At 43.8% G+C, this 24,773-nt stretch carries 15 protein-coding genes; 3 read left to right on the top strand and 12 right to left on the bottom strand.

What is annotated here, in order from left to right:
* Positions 1-27 precede the first annotated feature (27 nt).
* The 7 genes from MKX34_RS11110 to MKX34_RS11080 form a co-directional block, all read right to left on the bottom strand.
* Positions 28-3,162, bottom strand: coding sequence for a beta-galactosidase (locus MKX34_RS11110; protein ID WP_076296930.1), 3,135 nt, complete (start codon positions 3,160-3,162; stop codon positions 28-30).
* Positions 3,159-4,478 (bottom strand): glycoside hydrolase family 125 protein, encoded by a 1,320-nt coding sequence (locus MKX34_RS11105; RefSeq protein WP_076296929.1) that lies wholly within the window; start codon positions 4,476-4,478, stop codon positions 3,159-3,161. Before MKX34_RS11105 ends, MKX34_RS11110 begins: the two co-directional genes overlap by 4 nt.
* A gap of 122 nt (positions 4,479-4,600) precedes the next feature.
* Entirely contained in the window at positions 4,601-6,118 is a 1,518-nt protein-coding gene (locus MKX34_RS11100; protein ID WP_076296928.1) for an ABC transporter substrate-binding protein, read from the bottom strand.
* Positions 6,119-6,203: 85 nt separating this feature from the next.
* Positions 6,204-7,127: a carbohydrate ABC transporter permease gene (locus tag MKX34_RS11095; protein ID WP_038569957.1), complete on the bottom strand. Its 924-nt coding sequence runs from the start codon at positions 7,125-7,127 to the stop codon at positions 6,204-6,206.
* An 18-nt stretch (positions 7,128-7,145) separates the two neighbouring features.
* Positions 7,146-8,075, bottom strand: coding sequence for an ABC transporter permease subunit (locus MKX34_RS11090; protein ID WP_076100799.1), 930 nt, complete (start codon positions 8,073-8,075; stop codon positions 7,146-7,148).
* 281 nt (positions 8,076-8,356) lie between these two features.
* Positions 8,357-9,931, bottom strand: a complete 1,575-nt coding sequence (locus MKX34_RS11085) for a response regulator transcription factor (protein ID WP_076214319.1) — start codon at positions 9,929-9,931, stop codon at positions 8,357-8,359.
* Positions 9,906-11,744 (bottom strand): sensor histidine kinase, encoded by a 1,839-nt coding sequence (locus MKX34_RS11080; protein WP_179089304.1) that lies wholly within the window; start codon positions 11,742-11,744, stop codon positions 9,906-9,908. The genes MKX34_RS11085 and MKX34_RS11080 overlap by 26 nt, the downstream gene beginning before the upstream one ends.
* Positions 11,745-11,993: 249 nt before the next feature.
* On the opposite strand from MKX34_RS11080, the gene MKX34_RS11075 reads away from it, so the two are divergent.
* The 3 genes from MKX34_RS11075 to MKX34_RS11065 all read left to right on the top strand — a co-directional run bounded on the left by MKX34_RS11075 (position 11,994) and on the right by MKX34_RS11065 (position 17,167).
* Entirely contained in the window at positions 11,994-15,140 is a 3,147-nt protein-coding gene (locus MKX34_RS11075; RefSeq protein WP_076296927.1) for an alpha-mannosidase, read from the top strand.
* A 154-nt stretch (positions 15,141-15,294) separates the two neighbouring features.
* Positions 15,295-16,485, top strand: a complete 1,191-nt coding sequence (locus MKX34_RS11070; RefSeq protein WP_256717635.1) for a pectin acetylesterase-family hydrolase — start codon at positions 15,295-15,297, stop codon at positions 16,483-16,485.
* Between the two features lie 46 nt (positions 16,486-16,531).
* Positions 16,532-17,167 carry a TetR/AcrR family transcriptional regulator gene (locus MKX34_RS11065; protein ID WP_051491631.1) on the top strand — a complete coding sequence of 212 codons (636 nt, stop codon included), beginning with the start codon at positions 16,532-16,534 and terminating at the stop codon, positions 17,165-17,167.
* A gap of 2 nt (positions 17,168-17,169) precedes the next feature.
* Here the strand turns inward: MKX34_RS11065 and MKX34_RS11060 are convergent, their stop codons facing one another.
* From MKX34_RS11060 to sbnA, 5 genes are all read right to left on the bottom strand, one after another.
* Positions 17,170-18,522, bottom strand: a complete 1,353-nt coding sequence (locus MKX34_RS11060) for a HAMP domain-containing sensor histidine kinase (RefSeq protein WP_076296925.1) — start codon at positions 18,520-18,522, stop codon at positions 17,170-17,172.
* Positions 18,519-19,196 carry a response regulator transcription factor gene (locus tag MKX34_RS11055; protein ID WP_076100805.1) on the bottom strand — a complete coding sequence of 226 codons (678 nt, stop codon included), beginning with the start codon at positions 19,194-19,196 and terminating at the stop codon, positions 18,519-18,521. The genes MKX34_RS11060 and MKX34_RS11055 overlap by 4 nt, the downstream gene beginning before the upstream one ends.
* Positions 19,197-19,255: 59 nt before the next feature.
* Complete coding sequence (locus MKX34_RS11050) at positions 19,256-21,229, bottom strand: serine hydrolase domain-containing protein (RefSeq protein WP_076296924.1); 1,974 nt, start codon at positions 21,227-21,229, stop codon at positions 19,256-19,258.
* A gap of 202 nt (positions 21,230-21,431) precedes the next feature.
* Positions 21,432-22,397, bottom strand: a complete 966-nt coding sequence (locus MKX34_RS11045; protein ID WP_076296923.1) for a 2,3-diaminopropionate biosynthesis protein SbnB — start codon at positions 22,395-22,397, stop codon at positions 21,432-21,434.
* 24 nt (positions 22,398-22,421) lie between these two features.
* A complete protein-coding gene (sbnA, locus tag MKX34_RS11040) occupies positions 22,422-24,629 on the bottom strand; it encodes a 2,3-diaminopropionate biosynthesis protein SbnA (protein WP_305953662.1) in 2,208 nt (735 codons plus the stop codon).
* Between the last annotated feature and the right edge of the window lie 144 nt (positions 24,630-24,773).

Below are 24,773 nucleotides of genomic sequence, written 5' to 3'. Positions count from 1 at the left end.
CCAAGATGCTTAATGTAGAAGATGTGGTTAATTTACATGGATCTCGACTTCCTGCGGGCGATAAACACCAAGCAAGTCTCCTTTACTATCCGTAGCAAAGAGAACAGAACGTTCCTGTTCTAACACGAACGAATAGGTTCGGCCAGTGGCTGAATCCTTCACCTCGATCTTTGCATCTTGGGCATATTCCGACACGAAGGTAAAAAGCGCACCCGTAGCAAAGCTCAATTTCCGTCCGTAGATACCCGCTAAGTCCCCACCACTAATCCATTCCAAATCACATTCCACAAAAGCAGCATTAACCGCGTAGCGGTAAAGTGCAGCCGTAGTATCCCTACGCTCACTCAATTCAACTGGCAGTGGGCTCCATAGGAGTCGACCCTTGCCAAGCGGAAGGTTCACGACAGTCTCTATAGTTGAACTTCCACCAGTTTCTTGAATGATCGTTTCCTTTGTCACCTCAGCTATCCGGCGGTGGCCGAAAGAGACAGGCAGGACTTGACCTTGAAGCATAAGCACTTCTTCGCGGCGCACATTACGCAATTCACGTTTGCCAAGGATATCACTCAACCGATCCGAAGAACGCCAATAGGCATCAATGCCTAACGGTCCAGTGGCAAGCAATACCGCTCCTGTCTCTTCAACAATGTGTAACAACCGTTCCATTGCTGCATCAGCGAAGTTATGCGCGCTTGGCAGTATAATCAGTTTCGCAGGGTTCTTCTCCAAATCATCTAGATGGTATTCGGAAGCCCCCCGAAAAGACATCTTGAGCTCATAAGACAGAATGCGGGTAAGCTCTGTTGTAGCAGCAAAAGCCAACTTCCGATTAGAGAAATCATTCGAATAAGGGAACACCACCGCAATCTCTTCCAATTTCCGATCACCAAATATATCACGGATACCTTCTATAAACTTCCCGAAATCATAAGATACGCCTGCCTCAGGCTTCTCGGTTCCATCTGCTCTCAGTGCTCCGATATGGGACTCATTCGCTTTATCCATATAGAAATTCGTATTCCAGATCCAGTGAACAGCCCCCGCACCTGCCGTTCCAAAAGCGTAAGCATACTTGCGTTCCAGCAAATTCTGCAGCTCTTGTTCTGAACGTTTGGCTCGGCCATCTGGAGTTTCTACATACATGACGCCAGTCTCCTGAATTAGGTTTGGCTTATTAGGCGTCTTGGCAAAGATGCCATCCCACACCAGATAATCATTAAACCACCAGGAATGAACAGTGGTGTAATCCACCGCCTCCTCGTAGAAGAACGGCGAAGGTCGCTGCGCTCCTAGTCCCTCATCCTGACCAACCGTAACCATCTGAGCTGGACATTGCTCCTTAATGGCGTCGTATAATTGTTTCACCCAACGGTTATGCATCTCCATAGAGAACAAACAATAATCCAACCAGCGTGTTCCCCTCTTAGCACTGTGCATGTCTTGTACGTCGAAGTTAATCTCTTTTGCTTCTGGCAGCCCTGCAGATGCAAAGTTCGGAAGCTGTGCAGGTGTCATATTCCAGCGTTCCTGCAGCACGTCGATTACACCATGTCTTTCTTGTAGCCATTCCATAAAGGCTTGTCGCTCAAAACGATCATGGCATGAACTCGGGCCGTCCGAAAAAATACGTGCCGGATCAAACATCGACGGTTCATTAATAAGATCCCAATCTACATTCGAAGAATCTTTATGACGAGATACAATAGACCAAATGAACCGCTTCTGAGCTTCCACACTTTGTGGGTCCAGATAAGGATTTACCCCTCCCCACGTTTCCGGTGTGAAGGAGAAGAACGTGAAAGTCACTTGAAGATCATGCTTCTTCGCCGTCATGATGAAGGCGTCGATCGCCCGCAATACTTCTTCCGAGACATGTCCATCGTCTTGCATCACATTGCGATAAGCTGTCCAGATCCCTGTACGGATCCAGTTAATCCCGGCCTTCCGCATCTGGCCCATATCACGGTCCCAAACTCCCACGTTCGGTAGAAATAGAAATTTCCGCGCCACATCACTCGCCATATAAGTCATGCCGACCACTGGTAGCGGACGCCCATCTTTTATAAAATAATCTCTGCCGCTCGTTACCGGATTGCCTGCTGCCAGCAGCTCAGGAGCATGACCCCAGAACCCTTGGCGCAGAATGCGAACCTCACCATCACTGGCTTCTGCTTCACAGACAATCTGGTAGAGGCCCCTACTTATCTCCAAAGGAATAGGCAGACGCACCATGTTTAGTTCAGCATTCGCCTTCATTTCCAAACTCTGAGACCACTTCAAAGAGGTATCTGATTCATGCTCTACATGAATTGTGAAATTCCATGTATCTTCATTACGCATAGAAGGTCTCACTCGTTCAAGCTGCTGAATCTGAAGGGTTAGGGAAGCACGTTCTCCTAATTCATAAGACGCGTAATTGGGCTTAACCCACATTTCCGTTACACCCTTGCTGCAGAAACGAGCCCAATTGGATATCGCGAAAGGACCTTTTTGCTCCCAAAAAGAAGCTGTTGCAGGTGTATTTACGAACAGCCAGCGTGAGCCTGCAAATAAACCGCTCGTATTCTCCCAAAGAACTACTGGCGCAGAAATTTCCCGACCCTCGAGTGTAACTCCTTTTAATAGCGGGCAAATCCGTGTGCTCATTGGACCTGCAGAGCCCATTTGATGTGGTAAATCACTCGTCTTTGTCGTATGTGGCACGAGGTTCCATGTATTCGCACTCGTTAGAAAAAGAGATTCTTGACCCTTAAGCAGAGGAATGACATCCGAGGCAAGCAATGAATGGTTGCGTGAGCATTCAACATGAAGTGCCTCATGAATATACAGCTCCTGATGATAGGAAGTCTGCTCCGCTTCCACATGCCATTGGCCATTTTCCCAACGAACAGGTTGTTTGAAGGGTGCGCCTCCAATGCTAATCAGCCCGCCACCTCTTTGCAGGTATTCAAGAATGGCTATCCAGGCCGTTTTCGGGAAATAGGGTGCATGCAGATTGATGAAACAGCCGCCTTCCGTTTCGCGAAGCGTTTCTGCAAGCTGATTCTCATTTACAATAGATCCGAACTCACTCATGGATGTAATCGCATCGCTAGGAATGGGACTGGAAATTGGAAAATCAGAATCATAAAATATGATTACAGGTCTGCTCGGGCTGCTCATAGTAGTCCTTCCTTCATCGTTTTATAGACAAGTTGGGAGAACAGACTATTGGACCAGGCGAACCATTTTCTAGTGAACGTATTCGGATCATCAACATGAAATCCCTCATGCATAAAGCCAGTATCCGCATCTGTAGCTTCTAACATCGCAAGCATCTCCAGCTTTTCTTCCTTAGTGGAAGCCGTCAAACCTTGCATGGATAATGCCATATGCCAGATGTAGTCTTTGGGAGTATGCGGACTGCCGATTCCCTTCGCTGCGGTTCCTTCAAAATAAAAAGGATTCTCCTTGCTCAGAGCAAAGCGTCTCGTATTCTGATAAATTTCATCCTCTGCGGTAACATAGCCGAGATAAGGAATCGACATGAGTCCTGGTGTTCCCGCATCATCCATCAAGCAGTAGTTGCCATAACCATCGGTCTCGTAGGCGTAGATTGGACCGAATTTCGGATGACGATAAATACCATACAATTGAATTCCGTGATCAATCTCAGCTTCTAATGCTTTAAGCTGTTCCAGAAATTCAAGATCACGGAATACCCATTCAGCGAATTCCTGCATATGACGTAATGCAACAACAGCGAACATATTCCCCGGAATGTTGTAATGGAAGTCGCAAGCATCATCGCTCGAGCGGAACCCGGACCAGACCATGCCCGTGTAATTAACAGGCATACCCAGGCCGTTATTACGCAGTGTATCTTCAGGAATCCCATTGTTACGCGTAAAGCGGTATGGAGATAATTCACTATGGCGCTGTTCAGTTTTGAACAGGTTGAATATTTTGACCATTGCTGCCTTAAATCCGGCGTCGAATATATCAGCCTTTCCGGTTTCTTTCCAATAGGCATAAGCCAGACGCATGGAAAAACAAAGAGAATCGATCTCGAATTTACGTTCCCACACCCAGGGGGACATTTCCGTAATATCGCTAGTGCTCCAATGCCAATCATTCGCCGTCTCATTAAACGCATTGGCGTACGGATCGATATGAATATATTCGATATGACGTTTAATTAACCCGCCAATAATCCGCTGAAGATCGGGATCGTTTTTAGCAAAGGGCACGTAGTGCATAACCTGCTCCACAGAGTCTCGCAACCAAGAAGCCGGGATATCTCCTGTAATCACAAACGTTGTTCCATCATCCATAAGCTTAGTCGTTGTCTCAAGCGTATTAGGGAAACAATTCTTAAAGAGCTGCAATAGCTTCGGCCGATGAGCTAACTTCTCCTCTGCTTCGTTTAATACTTCTTGAACCGCTTGAGGAAGCTTCAGCTTCGGCATAGAGATGGTGGGAAGTCGGAATTGTTCCATATTCTCACTCCTTCATAATAAATGGGGATAGATAGAGAGACGGGCAGCATAGCTGCCCGTCTCCACTAATCCTATTTGTGTTACCTTTAGTGATTAATCTTAGGCGTGTTACGTTCATTAGCTTATTTCTTTGTCTGGTTCCACCCATCAAGTTGCTTTTGAACTTCTGCAATGACTTTATCAAGTCCAGCTTCTTTAAATTTCTTCGCTGCTTTTGGCAGATATGTTTTAGGATCAACAGAACCTGTGTATAGTGCTGGCATAAATTCTTTAGTTACGTTGTTGATAGCCGCTACTTCTGTTTTCACAGGTGTAGGATCAAATGCAAAACCGAAGGTAGGGGCTTCTTTTGAAGAATCATTAAACTTCTTAAAAGCATCCCATTTATCAGCAGGGTCATCAGCATGCAGATAAGTCAGTAACATGTTTCCAAGTGTGAAACCTGGCATTGCATAGCTATCTTGCATAGCTGGCAGATCTTCAATGACATTGTCGGAGATTTTCTTATAATGAGTGCCTTCAATACCATAGTTGAGCAAATTGCGTAAGTACTTATCTGTATTCAAAAGATTCAAGAACATCATAGCCCGTTCAGGATCACCTGAGGTTACGGAAATCGCGTGCATCGAACCTGCGGCGGACTGTGTATATACATAAGGCTCATGCATAGGCGAAGTTACAATTTCATAACCTGCTGAACGAGACCAACCTTTTTCTGCATATGGTTGTGTAATTTCGCGATCGGCAAACCATTTACCCGTCTTAATGTTATCAATACCTTCAAGTGTTGCAACGTCTGGGCGTAAGTAACCTGCTGTGTAAAGTCTACGCATCGTATCTAACGATGTTGCAAGTTCAGGTGTCTCCAGAATATTAACAACCTTGCCATCTGTGGAATCCATATAGACCCCGATAGGTAACTCATCACCTAGTACATAGTCAAATGGCATAAATGGTTTAAAGCCTTTAGGAACAGCTAGCGGTGTAATATCACCCGGCTCGTTCTCTTTAATCGTTTTAAGAAGTGGCTCTAGATCATCCAATGTACGGATATTGGAAATGTCCATGTTGTATTTATCAACATATTTCTTATTGAAGCGCCATACCCATTGCTGTCCAAGCTCCTTATTTACAGGAACACCATAGATCTCACCTTTAATCTTAGTTCCTTCTAAGAAACGAGGGTCCAAAACTTCTTTCGTTTCCTTACCATACTTATCTAGCAGATCATTCAGACCCAAGAACGTACCATTAGCAGCGTTACGACGGAAGTCATTTGTCCAAGAAGAGGTAAAGGCAATATCATAAGGCTCACCAGAAGCGGTGATGACTTGCATCTTCTTATCGTAATCGCCCCAATCGAACATCGTAATGTTCAACGTCGCGTTAATTTTTTCTTGGGTATATTTATTAACTTCTTTTAAGACAAGATCCAAATCCTTTTGAGGTCCACCAATTAAATACATCTTCAACTCATATGGCTTTAATTCTGATGTGTTCCCTGCTGAATTCCCTGCTGCCGCTGAATTGTTTGTTTCTTTAGCAGCATTTGTATTATTATTCGAACCACATCCAGCTAGAAGGCCAGAAAAAAGCATTGTCCCTGCAAGAGCGAGTGTTAAGCCTTTTTTCATTTTCATTTCTATTTTCCCCCTTTAGATTAATGAACGCTTTATTTATATCGATTCCTATCCTAGCGATTCGAATAAATACATCTTAGTAGTGTTACTCCTTTAAAGAGCCCACGGTTAAACCTTGTACAAAATACTTTTGGAAGAACGGATACGCTAGTGCTATAGGCAAGGTTGCCAGTACAACCATCGCCATACGAACGGTTTCTGTTGGCAAGGTTGCAGCAATCTCAAAGCTTGATCCCATCTGCATACTGTTCTGAATGACAAACTCCATATTATTCTGAATTCGCATCAGCATCGCTTGGAGTGGAACAAGACTAGCATCATCTATATACAGCAGGGCATTAAACCAATCATTCCAATATCCCAGCGTACAGAACAATCCAATCGTTGCAATCCCCGGTAAAGAGATTGGAAGTACAATTTGCAGGAAGGTCCGAAACTCACCAGACCCATCAATTTTGGCAGCCTCAATGAGTGCATCAGGTACGCTAGTCTGGAAGAAGGTCCGCATTACTAGAATAAAGAATGCATTCATCGCGATTGGCAATATCAAAGCCCATATCGTGTTGTACAAATGTAAAAACTGCGTAGCCACGATATAGTTGGGAACCATTCCGCCTGAGAATAACATCGTGAAGAAGGCGAAGAAGCTGAAATAATTACGATAGCGAAATGATCTTCGAGAGAGAACATACGCATAAGTTGTTATTAGAAATAAACTAATGAGCGTACCTAGTACAGTAACCATCAAAGTAACTCCAAAGGAACGAAGTAATTGATCACCTGTGTTAAAAACAAACTGATAAGCTGCTAAACTATATTTTTCGGGTAACAAGCTAAATCCATTTAGAGCAAGTACTTTCTCATCTGTAAAAGAAATGGCTATGACAAACAAGAACGGAAACACACAAGTAAAAGCGAAGATGCCAATTATAATATTGAGTACCACATTCCATAGAGGAGTAATGGCGTTGTTGTCGATTTCTTTTGGCTTACGTTTGAATACTGCCATAACATCACTAACTCCTTTCTAGAATATCGCATTCTCTTTGCTGATCTTTTTCACAATAGAATTCGTTACAAGCACCATGATAAATCCAACAATCGATTGATATAGACCCGCCGCTGTACTCATTCCTAGATTACCTGTCGTACTCATGCTTCGATAAATATAAGTATCGATAACATTCGTTACGGAGTATAGAACACCTGAATCCCGAGGGATTTGATAGAATAAACCGAAGTCTGATCTAAAAATACCACCAATCGCTAAAATCGTTAGCGTTACCATTAAAGGTTTAAGCAAAGGAAGTGTAATAAACTTAATCTGCTGCCATTTGCTGGCCCCATCAATCATAGCCGCTTCATAGTAGGACTTGTCGATACCCGCTATAGCCGCTAAGTAAACAACACTTGAATAACCAATTGATTTCCAAATCCCCATGAAAATTAGGATATATGGCCAAAAGCGAGTATCCCCATACCAGGAAATAGGATCGCCTCCGAAGTAAACAACCACTTGATTCAATATTCCTTTATCTACACTCAGAAAGCTGAAGGTAAAGAAACTAATAATGACCCAAGAAAGGAAGTAAGGCATAAACATCGCCGTTTGATAAACTTTAGCCGTCCGTTTGTTCACAAGTTCATTTAAGGTGATCGCAATGCCCACCGCAAGAACTAAACCGAGAGAGATCAACGCCAAGTTATAAAGAATCGTATTTCTTGTAATGATATAGGCGTCCTCCGTCGAGAACAAAAAGTTGAAATTTTCAAGGCCAACCCACTTACTATTTAAAACGCTTGCAAAGAATCCATCCCGATGAATCTTGAAATCCTTGAATGCAATTACTGTTCCAAACATCGGTAAGTAGCAAAAGATCAGGAACCATAATGTCCCTGGTAATACCATAAACCAGAGTACCTTATCCTTAATTAGACTTTTGAAAAATGCAGGCATTATTCCACATCCCCCTTCTCTCTATCCCCAAACAACCCCTATATATCCCTTCGATCTTTTTCCCTCGCCCCTTTAACTACCCTTAATTCTGCGCCATAAAAGCGGTTTCATAAAGTTGAAAAACTCCAGAATCAGATGTAAAAATTAAAGATCCACAGCAGAAAGGACATTTAAAAAGTCTATTTCCCCTTAAATTTGAGCAAAAAAAAGGAAACATTCTCGTTATCAGCGTCCATGAAACCCGTACTTGAACGTGGATAGCCAGGAACATTTCCTTTATTTTAGGATTTTGCTTTTTTGTACATATTCCGAAGCTCTGTTGGCGATACACCTACTGATTTTTTGAACTGGCGATAGAAATATGCTGGATCCGGATACCCTACTTCAGCTGCAATTTCGTTGGTTAGTAACGTAGTTTGTAGCAGCAATTGTCTTGCCTTTTCAATTCGAAATTGATTAACATAATCAGAGAAACTACGGCCCATTTCCTTCTGAAATAGCTGTCCCAAGTAATTAGGATGCATTTCCATACGCTGACTGAGCGTTTTCAGGGATAGCTCTTCTCTATAGTGTTTGCTTACTTGATCAACCATATATCTCATATTCGGACTGAGCTCATCACTTACTAACGATAATTGGTCCAGTGTTTCTTTCACACTTTCCTGCACATGGTGCACCAATTGCTCAATAGTATGTATGCGCAGCAATGGATTAAACACGGCACTAAAATTAGAGTTTTTCTCCATTTTCTTGGCAATCAACATTAACTCAATCGCTACGTTGTAATTATCAATACGGGTAATCATGCCACAGCCAAACAGCTTTTCGAACGTTTCTGCGATAAACTGGTTCGTAGCTTCACGGTCTCCAGATAATAATAATTTGGTGAATTCCTCATAATCAATTTCGAGCTTCTCCTCGTGCAGAACCATCTTTGACAGTTGTTCCGCATCTATAATCGGGTAGCCAGGTAGCATTAGATGATCAACATATAAACTCTTCGCCTTTTTATAACTTTTTGGGACTTCCTGAAAAGCATGCTCCTTACTTCCTATCGTTATCCAGACAGACTTCTCCAACTCATGCATAGTCTCATATTGTACTCGTTCCAGTACACAATAAAGCTCTTCTTTGTTCTCAGCTTCAGCCCGCTCAGCAATAATAAGAACAAGATCACCTTCCATATCTATAAATACAATAACGGTTCCAAGTTGCTCTAATGACTTCACAGCGATACGATAACATTCATCCATAAGCAGATTCCTGTGGAGTTTATCCTGCCCCTCATCGTCATCCTGTTCGGTGATAAGCCGAATCGCAGCCACCGTAAAAAATGAACAGTCCAGTGAGATATTTAAGACTTTTGAACGGTGCTGTAGCTCCTGCCTACCTATATTGCCAGTTACCCAGCGGTTTAGAATATTGTTGCGCAGAACTTGCCAATCCTCTTTAGCATGAAATTGTTCAACATCCTCTTGATTCAGCACTTCAACAATTTGTTCAATGGTTGATTCCAATTCATTTATATTAATGGGTTTGAGAATATAATTTTCAATGCCTAGACTCATTCCAGCTTTTAAATACTCAAATTGCTCATAGCCGCTCAAGATAATAAATCTCATTTTTGAATCAAAAACCTTTATTTGTTGAATCAGTTCAAGTCCCGTAAGTTTTGGCATCGTAATGTCAGTAATTAATATGTCGATCCCTTCATCATGATTGCGTAGAAATTCTAAAGCTTCTTCCCCATTAGACGCTTGTCCCGCGATTCTCAATCCATATTTTTCCCATTCAATCACTGAACGTAATCCTTCAAGAATAAGAGGTTCATCATCCACGATAAGTATATTGTGCATTATTAGTACTCTCCCTTACTACTGGTATATTCATGATGACTATTGTTCCTTTATTTACTTCACTAGCGATCGTCAATCCATATTCAGTCCCATAATAAAGTTTAATTCGTTCATTCACATTACATAGGCCTACCGAAGAAGGAGGTTCATCCATTCTCATACTGACTTGAAGCATTTGCTGTAGCTCTGTTAGCTTGCTGGGAGTAATTCCATTTCCGTTATCACTTATAGCAATTTGAATTTCCCCGCCAGATTCAGTAACTTCAATACGGATGAGATTGCCAAAACGGTCAGGTCTAAATCCGTGAACAATATAATTTTCAATAACCGGTTGAATAAGCAATTTAACGATAGAACAATTCATGGCAGCTGGACTTATTTGTGATTCGATTTGGAGCCTATCTTTATGTCTAATCTGGAACAACTCCAGATACAAATTACAATATTCAATCTCATCAGATATTGTAACGACCATACTTTTCTTAATCATCGTTCGAAATAATGTCGATAAAATGTAAATCATCTGACCTACATCCTTCGCTCCTTGCGTAATTGCCCGCATCCTAATCGCCTCAAGTGTGTTATATAAAAAATGTGGATTAATCTGTGATTGAAGTGCAACTAGCTCAGCATTTTTCTGGGTAAGCTCCGAAATATACACTTTGTTAATATAGAGTTCTAGTCTTTCACACATATAGTTAAAATTGTTGGCAATTAGCTGCAATTCATCTTCTCGATTAAGGTGAATACGTGTGCTCAAATCACCTTCCTGTAAGCGCTTCATAGATTTGACAATGATCTTCACTTTTTTAGAGAAACGTAAAATAATTCCGTATGTAAAAGACATTGCAGTAATAATAAGCGCTGTGGTAATCCCGATAATCCAAGTTCGAACCGTTTTCATTTCGTTGTTGACCTGTGACTTCTGAATGATTCCTGCCATAATAAGACCTGAGCTGTTCGTTGTATTTAAGTTAACCTTGGAGATCTCATCCAGTGTTGTCCAGCCATCGGCATGAAGCGCATCGATATGTGGATATCGCTGTCCCATATACCTTCCCAATGAATCATATATAACGTCACCGCTTGGGGTTAAGACCAACAATTGACCATTATTTTCTGCAACTTTTGTGCCAAGCCATTTTGAAATAAGTTCTGCGTCAAAATCTACTATGAGCATACCGATCGTTTTCAATGTAATCGGATCTTTAATTTCCCTAGTCATTGTATACAAATTGTTATTGTCTTCTCTTATTTCCTTAAGCACTAATTTGGTTTCATGCGAGACCCAGCCATTCTTCGGTAAGGATAATTTTTGCTTAGGACCGTCCATGTCGCTCAAATAGAATTGTCGGGTATTATTTTTATATAAATAATAAAATTCTTTCTCTGTGCTGTACAAAATAACGTCATAAATCCCATTTTTCTGATTCAAATAGGTTTTGAAATAAGTATCGAACGTATGAGGAACGGAGCTCCCTATGTCTGCATATTGATCTAAACGGTATTTAAGATAATCCCCATAATCATGTTGCAAAAAGTAGGACAAATCCTCACTGACAGAGGCATCGCTATAAATTTGCTGGATGGCTACTTGGATGCTTTCGTACTGCTGATTCATATACAAACTTACATAATCCAGCACCTCCCGATTGGCATCTACATGTTGGCGAGTGATCGTCTGTTCATAGTATTTATATACGGTAATGGATGAGGCTATTAACGTAATTATGATGATTGAAGAGTATATAGCTAATATTTTATTGAACAGTTTTTTCTGCAAATGGTTTTGATAAAATTTCTTTACATTCAACAAAGCCACCTTCTTTCTGAATATCACCTTTAGGATTAGAAGCTTAACATCACACTTCTTTTTCTGCAATGGAAGCGCATGCATTTTTTATTTATAAATTCTAGCGCTCCAACTTTTCTCTCCACCGAGAGTTTACAACTCACAAAAAATCGTCTATAGTTGATTTCTACCCCCCAAACAAACCTATAATAACCCAAATAGATCTTAATTTCCTCGTCCCCCATCAACATATTGGAGGGGCTATTACTCATGTTTCTAACCAAACGCAAACTCAACTCCCAACTAAACGAAATTTCCGAATATCGTTACCGGGATCGTATACACATTCCTTTTTTCAACTCAATGATTGACGAACAAGGTGAAATTGCAGCCGAACCGCCCGTGGATGGAGAATGGTCTGAGCTACGAGTTGGCGATACCTGGAAAGGCCGCGATTTGTATTTATGGCTAACGACAAATATAGACGTACCCGCTACTTGGGCAGGCCGTAGAGTACTGGGTCGATTTGATTTTGGCGAGACGGGTGCTGGAAACAACTCCGGATTTGAATCCTTATTCTTTTTCAACGGCAAACCCTATCAAGGTGTAGATTCCAATCATACCGAAGTGTTCTTGCCAAATGAAACGGTAGGCACTCAGCTTCCACTGACCTTCCGGTTATGGTCGGGACTCGAAGGAGGCGGCCCTAAAAAGGATCAGACACATGGCATTCGCATGGCTGAAATTTGTTGGCTGGATGAAGCAACGGATGATTTCTATTTTACCGCGCTTGCTGTAGTCGAGACGCTGAACGTACTCGATGCCAAAACTCCAGAATATACACAACTTATGAGTACAGTAGACCGCTCCTTTCTTCTGATCGACTGGTCTCGTCCAGGTTCAGACAACTTCTATGCTTCGATCGGGGAAGCCCGCAATTATTTGCGTGATGAAATTAATAAAATGGAGAAGTCCTCACCCGTCACAGTTACCTGTATTGGCCATACCCATATTGATGTGGCTTGGTTGTGGCAATTGAAACACACCCGTGAGAAATGTGCGCGTTCGTTCTCAACCGTACTGCGTCTGATGGAAATGTTCCCGGACTATACCTTTTTACAGACTCAGCCGCAACTCTATGAATATATCAAAAATGACTATCCAGAAATCTACGAAAATATTCGTGAACGTGTGGCTGAAGGACGCTGGGAAGCTGGCGGCGGCATGTGGCTTGAAGCAGATTGCAACTTGACCTCAGGAGAGTCTCTAGTCCGTCAATTACTGTATGGAACTCGCTTCTTACGTAATGAATTTGGGGTTGAATGTGACTATTTATGGCTGCCGGACGTATTTGGCTACAGCTGGTCCTTGCCACAAATCCTAAAAAAATCAGGAATTAATACCTTCATGACCACAAAAATTAGCTGGAATCAATATAACCGGATGCCACATGATACCTTTCAATGGCGTGGGATTGATGGCACAGAGGTGTTAACACATTTTATTACAACGCCAGAGCCTTGGTCCGAAGAAGATTCTTGGTTCTACACTTATAATGGCCGGATTATTCCTAAGACTGTAAAAGGAATTTGGGATACCTACCGGGATAAAGAAGTGAATCGCAATCTGTTACTTTCTTACGGATATGGCGATGGTGGCGGGGGTGTGAACCGTGAAATGCTAGAGATGCGCCGTCGGCTAAACGATCTTCCCGGTCTGCCGAAGATTGAAACAGGAACAGCGGGAGACTACTTCCGTAACTTGCAAGAAACTGTTGCAAATACGGATCGTTATGTCCATGTATGGGATGGCGAGCTTTACTTAGAATATCACCGCGGCACCTACACAAGCCAAGCCTACAATAAGCGGATGAACCGTAAGCTTGAACTGCTATACCGTGAGGCGGAATGGCTAAATACACTGCAAAGTGTGATGACAGGTGACTGGTCGAACTATCGTCAGACCGATTTAGACGAGGGCTGGAGAATTATTTTGCGCAACCAATTCCATGATATTATTCCGGGCTCTTCGATTCGTGAAGTATATGAAGACAGTACGATTGAATATGCACAAGCAGAAGCAATAGGTCAGTCTGTCTGGGAGCAATCCAGTAAGGCACTTGTGAGCGGAAATGAAGCCGGTAAATATACGATCTGGAACAATGCTGCTTGGGAGCTGACAGAACTCGTAGAAATTACTGTTGAAGCCGGGATGGAAACAGGACATTGGATAAGCTCAGAAGGAAAACAACTACAAGCTCAACGTGAAGGTGACCGCTGGATCGTTGAAGTATCTAACATTCCTTCTCTCGGATACACAACCATTTCCTTCGTAGAAGATGTGAATTCTGAGTCTCTAAGTGCTCCATTCAAGCTAAATGAATCAGGAATTTCAACGCCTCACTTCGATATTGAATGGAACGAACAAGGTCAATTAGTATCCATCTATGATATAAATGAACAAAGACAAGTATTAGCAAACGGAAGTCACGGTAACGTGTTCCAAGTGTTTGAAGATAAACCCCTAGCCCATGAAGCTTGGGACATTGACATCTACTATCAGCAAAAGAAACGTGAAGTCACCGACTGCCGCAGCATTGAAGTCATAGAAAAGGGTTCACTGCGATGTGTTGTACAATTCACATGGAGCTATATGGATTCCACGATTAAGCAGCAAATGATCTTACATGCACACCATCGTCGTATCGATTTCGTGACGAAGGTAGACTGGCATGAGCGACAACAGCTAATGAAAGTAGCTTTCCCTGTTGCGATACGAGCTACCGAAGCCACTTATGATATCCAGTTCGGTAATGTTACGCGTCCAACACATTGGAACACTAGCTGGGATTACGCTAGATTCGAGACTGTGGGGCATCAGTGGGCAGATTTATCAGATCGTGGTTATGGCGTTAGCTTGCTGAACGACTGCAAATACGGTTATGACATCAAGGATAATGTGATGCGTCTATCCTTAATCAAATCGGCAACGCACCCTGACCCTGAAGCGGATCAAGGCGAACATACTTTCACCTACTCTATCCTGCCTCATACTGGGGATTGGCTACAGGGTGACACCGTCCGTCAAGCTTGGTCCGTCAACAACCCTCTACGGAGCACCATGGGGCAAGCAGAAGTAGCAACCAAGTCGCTTATTCGCCTTTCTACTCAAACGGTTATGGTTTCTGCGATTAAGAAGTCTGAGGATGGTCAAAAATTAATCGTACGTGTGCACGACTATTCCGGAAGCCGCCAGCAAATTGATATGACTAGCGACTTGAATATTATTTCGTGGCAAGAGTGTAATCTAATGGAGCGTCCTGAAGGGGAAGTCCACACTGAACCTGTCATTACTTTTATACTTGAACCTTACGAACTAAAAACATTTGAAATCGAAGCAGCAAAACTAATAAAGTAACGTACAAAAATCGGGGTGTCCCTGTAGCCATAGATCAAAGGTTACGTAGGACACCTCTTTATATATTTTCTCACGATTGTTTCTTATGCTTTTAAGTATACACCTTGTGCAATGAGTAATCTTGACGTATACTCCGAGTAAGGGAGAGATGGATATGAGAAAAATGAGGAAAATCACAATATTCACAGGTATTGGGTTATTCAGCCTTGTTTTGATTGCCATGTTTGTAATCAGCGCTTTTGTAATCAAAAGACCGGCGACTACCACCCCCGTAATCGCGGAAGTGAAGCCTTACAAGTGGAATAAAGTCACGCTAGACGGAAATGTCATATCAAGTGATGGATCAGAGTATTTTTTGTGGAATAAAAAGGGTGAAAATAATAACTGGATCATCTTCTTTTCCGGTGGCGGGGCCAGCTGGGATGCCCAAAGTGCCGCACACCCCATCAAGCTTATGAACTTTATTAAAGGTGGAGATACAGGCAACTATTTCCCCAACATCCCCTTCTATATGCTTACATTGCTGAGAGGCATGATGGATACGGATAACCCTGCCAATCCATTTCATGGCTGGAATGTGGTCTACCTTCCCTATTCGACCGGTGACTTCCATATCGGCAACCGCACAGTTGAATATAAAAAAGAGGACGGCAGCCCCTTTACTATGCGTTATAACGGCAGCAATAATGTGCGAAGCAGCCTCGATTGGATATATGCCAACGTGGATAAACCCGGCAAACTACTGATTGCTGGCGAAAGTGCTGGTGGCTTTGGGTCCGCTTTTTGGGCTCCCGAGATCGCCTCTCACTACAAGGACTCCGAGATCTTCCAATATTCGGACAGTTCCTTCTTGAAATCAGACAAGTGGCCAAATGTTGTGAAGCAGGAATGGCAGGCAGACTTCGTGAAGAACTTCGGATATGCCCCTGAAGCGGATATCATCGGGGCAGCTTTTAAAGCGAACGGCCATCTACTTCCTGCGAATGCGATAATATTGCAATCCTACTCGGTATTTGACGAGATTCTGATCCACTTTCAGAACAACATCAACGATTACAAGGGGCCAAGAGATCAAAGCATCATTAATGAGTGGTCACAGGAAATGCGGCAATCTGTTTCTTCTTTGGCAGCCACTTTACCTAATTATTATTACTATCTCACCGACTATGGACTGAACGCAAAGACGGGTACAACTCCGCACACTTTTGCCACCAGAGAGACCTTCTTTCAGGCTGAACAGGATGGTGTGAAGCTTCTGAATTGGTTAGGTGATGCGATCAACCGGCAGAACCCCTATTCAGTGGGCAGCAAATTCCTCATGAATTCGAAGCCAGCTCAGAAATAGTGCTAGAAGCAGCGGAAGAGTTGCAACAAGACAGGAGAGAAAATCAATGAATTTGCGGGAAAAGCAAATGCAAATGACAAGGGAGATCATTAAGGATACAGCGCTTAGCTTATTCTGTGCCCAAGGTATTGAGCGCACGGATATGGCACAGATTGCGGAACAAGCCGGCATCTCCCGGCGTACTTTGTATCATCATTATAAGGACAAGGAAGAGTTAGCCGCTCAAATCTATGCCCTTAATCTGGAGCGGATGTTTGGACAGCTGCTGTTTGATTTTGATTTTGAACACCCTGTACAGTCATTGGAGAACATTCTCGATAAATATCTGGCGTTAAGAGATCATCAGGAAGCCCTGATCTACTATGATGCCATTTTTGGAGTTTACTACAGCACGCTTTCCAAAAATCCCGCGGAACTTCCTGACTTTAAGCAGGCTATGGAAGGCTGGTATTCACGGTTAATTCTCCTTGAGACAATTTCAGTCGCTCCGGAGGAAAAAAATAAGTGGCTGGACATTCTGCACAAGTCCACCCACCTTTATTTCATGTATTTACAAAAAGCCGTCATTATTACTCATCAGCGGGGGGGTGTGGTTACGGAGGAAGATCGGGTTATGGACCGGCAATTCAAGGATTTCATTATGTTTGGCGTACGGCAATCCAAGAATGAGACAAACCCTTAATTTCACTTATGGGGCAACCTGACGATAATCGTCGTTCCCGCTCCAACCGCACCGTCCACTTCTATGTTTCCCTGATGCAGGGAGACAATTTTTTTAACGATTGCAAGTCCCAAGCCATTGCCATTGTTGTTTCCATTCCGTGACTTGTCTATTTTATAAAATCTTTGGAATACGGTGTTGAACTCTTCCGGGGAAATCCCGATCCCGTTATCACTGACGGTGACCGATACATCTGCTGCACTGTCATCTATACTGATGCGGATGTTCCCGCCTTCCGGTGTGAACTTGATGCTGTTACTAAGCAAATTCATCCATACTTGCTTCAGCTGATCTTCATCACCCTTAATTTTGACAGCTTCCGGCAGCTCAAGATCGATAACGATGCCTTTGGCTGACCATTGTGGCTCACAGGTCACAACGATGGTTCTAATCTGCTCGTCAAGATTGAAGGAATCTACGTTAAAAGGATGATGTTCAGAATCCAGGGAAGCGAGCTTCAGCAAATTATCACTTAACCTCGACAGACGCTCACTCTCAGCAATGATGATATCAAGATATTCAGAACGTTCCTCTTCCATGATTAGATCATTGTTCTGCAATGCCTTAGCAAAGCCGGAAATAGACGTAAGCGGTGTCTGAATTTCATGAGACACGTTGGATACGAAATCCTGCCTCATCTGTTCTAACTGCTTCAACTCCCCGGCCATCTCCACATAGCTTTGTGTCAGTTCCCCTATTTCGTCTACTCGGTTTACTTTAAGCGCTACCTCGAAATCACCCTTGGCTAGCCTTCTTGTCGCATTCGTCAAAGCTTTGATCGACTCCACCAAATATCTGGCGGCAATAAGAATGCATAGACTACCCAGTAAAAGCACGAGTAAAAGCACAAAGAGCAGCATCCGATTGACGATATTTTCGTTCTCGGCAGAATACTGCAAGAACATTGCTTGCCACTCCCCGTTAAACATAAAGGGCATCCCGATAAAGGTATCCTTATCTTTCGCAGAGGAACGATAGAGTTTTCCTTGCAGCACTTGTTTCACAGCATCGGGGGTGATAGTGACGGCCGGACTATCCTTAAGCCCATAGAAGGTATATTCCCCGGAATGATTATACAGGTGGATAGGGTATGCAGATACCTTAACCATACTATTCAAGAACTCGTCTGTATCCTCAGGCTTGGCGTCATCATAACGGTGAATGATCTCCTTCCCCACTGTGATCATTTCATTCTGTCCCTCGTAACTTATTTGTTTCTGAAAGACATACAAACCAATGAAAAAGGAACAGATCAGACTAAAGATGATGATGCCTAGAAACGTGAGAACGACGCGTACATACAATGTCTTGATCATAGCGCAGGGATCAGCCGGTATCCTAGGCCGCGGGCCGTTTCGATTTGAAATTGCTCGTCGTTACCGCAGAATTTCTCCCTCAACCGGCTTATATGCACATCTACAGTCCGGCCGTCTCCTTCATAGTTCAATCCCCAGATTTGAGAAATCAACTGTTCTCTTGTGAAGATTTGCCTAGGGTGACTAGCCAGCAGAAACAGAAGCTCAAATTCCTTCAAAGGAATCGTTACCGGTTCTTCATCACGCGTAACCTGGAAAGTGCGGCGGTTAAGCACCACATTGCCCAACTGCACAGACTGGGAAGAAACGACCAGCGAGCGTTTAAGCAAAGCTTTTACTCGCATCACCAGTTCAAGCGGATCAAACGGTTTGGTCAGATAGTCATCTGTGCCGAGTTGAAAACCTTTCACTTTATGTGCAGATTCTCCTTTAGCCGTCACCATGAGGAGGGGAATGTTGGCATCAGAGCGCCTGATTTCTCTGCACAGATCCCAACCATCCAATCCTGGCATCATAATATCTAGGATGACGAGATCGACTCGCGAGTTCTCTATAATGGACAGCGCTTTGGTGCCATCCCTGGCTTCTTTGAGGTCAAAACCTTCTTTTCGCAAAAACAAAGACATTAGCTTTCGGATGTTATCATCATCATCAGCAATAAGTATAGTAGCCACGATTTTCCTCCTCTCTTAAGCTTACATTATATATGATATATTCTTGACAAGAAACGAAGTTATCCGAACTGCCAACCCAACAGGTTCCAATAGTAGAAAAACAGAGTCATCACTACAGCCGAAAGTGCCACTAGTGTATAATGCACACGCTTGAAAGCTGTCCAGTATTTATTTTTCCAAACCAGTATAGCCGAGATTAGCAAAGCTAAAGTCAGTCCAACCAAAAGGATTGGCATAACTAAACTGAGAGAAAGCAAAAGACTGATACCGCTGAACTTCTGCATCGTGTCCATGGACATAACCACCATAAATATCGTGAAGAAAGATAGCAGCGCCCACCCAGCAGTTCCCGCAGATAAGCGGATGGCCCCCTTTTCCGGAGGCGTCATCGCCTTGATCTTGCGTCTGGAGAAGATTAGTCCAAGCAATGCAGTGATGAAAATCAACCCCGAGCCGCCAAGTACGATAAGCCAAAACTTATTCTGATTCAAGAGTGGCGTACGCTCCAGCGGCATTTCCGGCGCCATACCTAAGAGCATATGTGTAACCTTACCGGACTCATCTGTGCGGAAGCCGATTTGTTCGGTACCTCCCTCGAGCTGGAACAGATTAGGACCGATTTCTCTGTACAGCTGTTGTTCACTACCCCTTCCCAAAGATAGCTTATTCTCCTCTACCTTAACATTTAGCTGGGCAAAAAAATTGAAAAATTTATCAATATCACTGTGGTTACGGCGTGTGAATTGATAGGTTCCCGCATATTTCTGAACAGATTCCGCAGAAGTGGAGAATTCAGGCTGCTTCGCTTCAGGATCGGGATAATAGCGCTCAAAAAAGGCATGGACTAGGCATGCCGCGGAATCACCGCCCTGACCGCCGTTATAGGAAACAAAGATACCTATATGCTTGGCAGGCACAAGATAAAACTCGGTATTAAACACGGGGTCGGAACCACCATGAGTAATTAGTCTAAGACCATTGATGCGTTTCTCAGAGAACCCCAGATCTACTCCCGGCAGACGTTTATCGAATTGGTACGCCGTTGAATGCATTAGTTCTGCGGTCTCTGTTCTAAGAATCTGCTGGTCACCATATTTCCCGTTCTGCAGATGGGCAATCATAAAGTGCGCCATATCTACTGCTGATACTGTACCCGAGCCGGCAGGACGAAAGCCGCCCTCGAAGGTAGGTGTGCCAGGAATAAAGCTGCCGTTCTCACTCGTGTACCCTACAACTTGATTGGGTATGAATGACTCCGGCAAAGGCTCTACCACAGTCGAATATTTCATGTCGAGCGGATCGAAAATATACTTTTGTATATAGTCATTGTAAGGAACACCGCTGACTTCCTCCACAATCAGACCCGCGAGTGTAGCCCCGAAGTTCGAATAAGAACTCATCTCTCCGGGGGGTCTTACCCGTGCCGGCATATGCTTATTGAGTGTTTCCGAGATTGATCCCGGCAATTTGGCAGGGTCGGTAGTGATTTGATAACCCACTCCACCCTCTTCAAACCCCGCTGTATGTGTCATCAAATGGCGCATCGTGATCGGCTCAGGATAAGTAGCAGGAATCTTCACTGATTTCAGGTAGGTGTTAATATCAGTGTCCAGATCTATCTTGCCTTGTTCGACCAGCTGCATCACCGCTGTCCAGGTGAACAGCTTTGTCGTTGAAGCGATTCGAAACATGCTGGTTGTCGGATCAACCGGTGCCGCTTCTTCCAGATTAGAACTGCCATAACCTTTGGCTAAAATAATCTTGCCGTCTTTTACAATGGAGATAACCGCTCCCGGAATTTGCAGCCGGTTCATATCTTTTTCCATAATTCCATCAACGAAGCTAGTCAGTCCTGCGGTATCATCGAGATTGGCAGATGCTTCAATTTGAGCTGCCGGCAGCGCGGTTTGACCCTTTTGGGTCTCAGCCGAGGCCTGTTTCCCGGGAAATACCAAGCTTGCGCCTAAGCCGGCACTAATCACAGCCAATAGGGCCAGACCAGCGATCAGCCTTTTTTTCATAGGTGTTAACATTATTATCCTCCGAGTCATCATTTATTGGGGTGGATGATCATCCGCCTAACACTTATAGAGATTATCAGAGTATTATGAATGGAACGTTAACAAGACAATAAAAAAACTAGACAGCAATCCACCCTTAAAAGGGACGGATCATAGTCTAGTTACATCAGAAAAACCTATAAAAAAATCCCATAGCGAACGTATGCCTACCACCTTACTGTAGCTCAGTCCCGATCCCTTTTTCTCTCGCCTTCTTCACGAAGTATACCGCTGTTGCGATATCAAAAACCGCCATGCCCATCGGACAAAAGAAAATCGGCTCATCTGCTCTGAGTTCATTCAGGCAATGGCGCGAGACGACATCGGTAATCATTCGGGTATCGGCACGAGTTAACCCATGTTTCAGATGGAGCTGCTGTATGTCAGTATTCTCGCGGCACACCTCATCCCAGTCGTCGACGATTATGGCCTTCACCGAAGCTAATGCCTCAGGCTTATAATCACGCAGTGAAATATTCAGTAGAAGACTACCTTCCACCGGAAGTATATCAATATATCTATGATTGGATACGGTACAGGTGATAAAGATATTGGACTTTCGATAAACGCCCGCCCACGTCTCCTCCACTTCTATCCTATCCTTATATATAGATGAGATGTCTGACAAATCTACTTCCCTTATATCAAAGATGCGGATACGTTCAACTCGATCTCCGTACAATGCCATAACCATTTGAAAATGATATCGCCCGATTGGTCCCCAGCCGATAATGCCAAGATGAATCCGTTCAAGTGAACGAGCCTGCAAAAAGTGACCAATCATCAGTCCACTGATGGAAGCTGTCCTTACGATGCTGGGGAGCGGAGAGCTTAGGACGGATATAGGCTCGCCCGTAATGGGATCATTCAAGACAATGATGCTATGCGCGCGGGGAAGACCAACCTGGATATTATCCGGGAAGCTGGAAATCCATTTGATCCCTGCTGCGTTCACGTTCCCCCCTACGTATGCGGGCATTGCAATAATACGATTTTGAGGATTTTTATACCTTAGGTAAGGTTTTACGGGCTGCGCGTAATCTCCAGAATCAAGTATGCGCACCGTAGTTTCTATCGATTCCACGAGAGAAGGCCAATCAAGCCCCACCTCCCGGATGTCCCGATCGTTTAAATACAGCATTCCACAACCTCCTTTTGCCGTTCGTTAAGCAAGAACATCTCCACCGTCAGGCGAGAATTCCTGCCCAAATTCATTCTGAATCCATGGGTCAGAGTATACTGTATCGAGGTAACGCTCCCCTTTGTCATGCAGAATCACCGCACAGACAGATCCTGGAGCCATTTCTTGCTCCATACGCCTAACAGCGGCAAGGTTAGCCCCCGAGGATGCACCGGCCAGAATCGATTCATTCTGGGCGAGTGCTCGGCATCCTTTTACGATATCCAAGTCTGAGACATGCACAATACGGTCGATTAAATCCGTTCTGCAGAAAGGGGGTACGATGCCAGCACCCAGTCCCGGGAACCGCCGTTTCTCTTTGTTGCCACCAAAAATACTACTTCCCTCCGCATCGACGGCAACAATCTTAGTCTTCAGACCATGATCCCTTACATATTCCGCGAGGCCACGAATCGTGCCGCATGTACTTACGCTGCAAAACAAATAATCCACTTCGCCAAGCTTAGTCACGATTTCTTTCATGGTCGTATGGTAGTGGGACAAATAGTTATTTGCGTTTGCATATTGATTCGGCCAGTAGCTGCCCGGTATTTCCTCCAAGAGTCGCTGCACTTGATTCAGTCTAGCAGGCAGATATTCACCGGTCTCGGGATCGGGTTCGCTAACAAAGTCAATTTTTGCAGTTAATGCTTTCAGAATCTGCAGATTTGTTGTGGTAGTTCTTGGATCAACCACACTAATAAATCGCAGCCCTAAATATTGGCAAATCATCGCCAAGCTAATCGCCATATTTCCCGAACTCGACTCAATAATAGTAGTTCCCGGCCCGATTTTCCCTTCCTTCCATGCCTCATGGATCATCCGCAGAGCTGGACGGTCTTTCGCACTTCCTCCCGGATTTAGCAGTTCCATTTTTGCGTAGACTTCGAACTCACTGTTCTGGAACAGATTATCCAGCTTGATTAATGGTGTTTTTCCGATAGTCGATAAGATACCGTCTTGGATATTTATGTCCACCTTAGCTTTGTCCTTCTGATAATATAACTTCTTGTTCTTGACCTGCCCGCTGGCCAGCGGCTCCCCTTTAGCTACTATAATGATCTCAATATCATCAAGCAGATGGTTGCGAATCATCATCCCGATTTCCGGAATACACTCCCTGATTTCCTCTTTGATTACCGGAATAATAGAGTGCTTCACAGATTTACTCTTGATATAAATAGAGAGCGCATTGTTTTTTACTTTGACCCGAATGATCGCATCTTCAATATGACGGTATACGACCTGCTCGATATCGTACAGGCTGATTTTCTCACCGTGCTTCAGTTCCTGACCCACTCTTTTTACAATGGACTCAAAGCTTTGTTGTTCAACCCCGTCTATCATCACAGGCCTAAAATCCCTTACGACGTCATAAGTAACAAAACGAAGGGCTGGCAGCATCCTGCGGACAGTTGAGGTAAGCACCAGAATACTTTCATTGTTCCGAAGTGGCCTTACTTCTTCGTCTATCTCATGAACCCCGATTCCTTCCGCAAAAATTCCGTCGGCAAAAATGTACCTGCCATGATCATGGGAGTAATAAGCGATCGTACCGATTTCAATGGAGCCGTAAGTATCGATGATGTCTCTAGGCTCAATACCGAACATGCCAGCCATGTTCCGCTGCCACTCAGGCGGAGCAATTTCCCCTACCAAAATAATCTTGCGAATTCCGAATTCACGCGGGTTTCCGGCAGCATATACGATATGGTCAAGGATGGACGGCATCGTATAGAGCAAGTCAGGTTTAAAAGCTTTAAGCTGTTCAATATGCTGTTCGATTGGCAGTTCAAAGGGGATTGAACTTTTTTCCAATCCTAACCTTTCAAAAATGGTCAGCGCAGTATTTGCTGCATGTCCAGTGCCCATATCCGCCAACGCTCTGTTACATCCGCTTCCCGCAATAAGCTCGCCGAATAGCTTCGTTTTAATATCCACATAGTGTTTGTCATCTTCCTCAGAGTAGAGGATTGCTTTTCTACGGCCTGAGCTTGTACCAGACGTCCTATAAACAGTCCAAGAAGGATCGATGGGTTGGTTATAATAGAAGGTTTCAAGTGTTTTCGAAGACATAAGAGGTAAGTTCTGCAGGTTATAATTCGTTTTCTCCCCATCGATCAGCCCCTTGTACCAAGGGTATTCGTCCATTACTTCTTGCACCTTATTCTGCAATTTCCCGAGCAGCATCATAGCCGCCTCCCGTTGACCGCATGCTGCAGCCCAAGTTTAATAAATGCCTCCAATATTCATATGTAGAATTCTTTGCATGTGTTCTATTCTTCTGTGGTTGCCCAAGCAAAAACTGCGTATTCCCGTAATATAGCCTATAGATAT

It is taken from the genome of Paenibacillus sp. FSL R5-0636 (assembly GCF_037974255.1).
GTDB lineage: Bacteria > Bacillota > Bacilli > Paenibacillales > Paenibacillaceae > Paenibacillus_AQ > Paenibacillus_AQ odorifer.
The sequence above is the reverse complement of the archived record's forward strand: the minus strand, read 5'-3'. Positions and strand labels throughout refer to the sequence as shown.

Bases quoted from the DNA above. Each gene is read 5' to 3' on its own strand.
- MKX34_RS11110 (WP_076296930.1), bottom strand. From the start codon at position 3,162: ATGAGCAGCCCGAGCAGACCTGTAATCATATTTTATGATTCTGATTTT.
- MKX34_RS11105 (WP_076296929.1), bottom strand. From the start codon at position 4,478: ATGGAACAATTCCGACTTCCCACCATCTCTATGCCGAAGCTGAAGCTT.
- MKX34_RS11100 (WP_076296928.1), bottom strand. From the start codon at position 6,118: ATGAAAATGAAAAAAGGCTTAACACTCGCTCTTGCAGGGACAATGCTT.
- MKX34_RS11095 (WP_038569957.1), bottom strand. From the start codon at position 7,127: ATGGCAGTATTCAAACGTAAGCCAAAAGAAATCGACAACAACGCCATT.
- MKX34_RS11090 (WP_076100799.1), bottom strand. From the start codon at position 8,075: ATGCCTGCATTTTTCAAAAGTCTAATTAAGGATAAGGTACTCTGGTTT.
- MKX34_RS11085 (WP_076214319.1), bottom strand. From the start codon at position 9,931: ATGCACAATATACTTATCGTGGATGATGAACCTCTTATTCTTGAAGGA.
- MKX34_RS11075 (WP_076296927.1), top strand. From the start codon at position 11,994: ATGTTTCTAACCAAACGCAAACTCAACTCCCAACTAAACGAAATTTCC.
- MKX34_RS11070 (WP_256717635.1), top strand. From the start codon at position 15,295: ATGAGAAAAATGAGGAAAATCACAATATTCACAGGTATTGGGTTATTC.
- MKX34_RS11065 (WP_051491631.1), top strand. From the start codon at position 16,532: ATGAATTTGCGGGAAAAGCAAATGCAAATGACAAGGGAGATCATTAAG.
- MKX34_RS11060 (WP_076296925.1), bottom strand. From the start codon at position 18,522: ATGATCAAGACATTGTATGTACGCGTCGTTCTCACGTTTCTAGGCATC.
- MKX34_RS11050 (WP_076296924.1), bottom strand. From the start codon at position 21,229: ATGTTAACACCTATGAAAAAAAGGCTGATCGCTGGTCTGGCCCTATTG.
- MKX34_RS11045 (WP_076296923.1), bottom strand. From the start codon at position 22,397: ATGCTGTATTTAAACGATCGGGACATCCGGGAGGTGGGGCTTGATTGG.
- sbnA (WP_305953662.1), bottom strand. From the start codon at position 24,629: ATGATGCTGCTCGGGAAATTGCAGAATAAGGTGCAAGAAGTAATGGAC.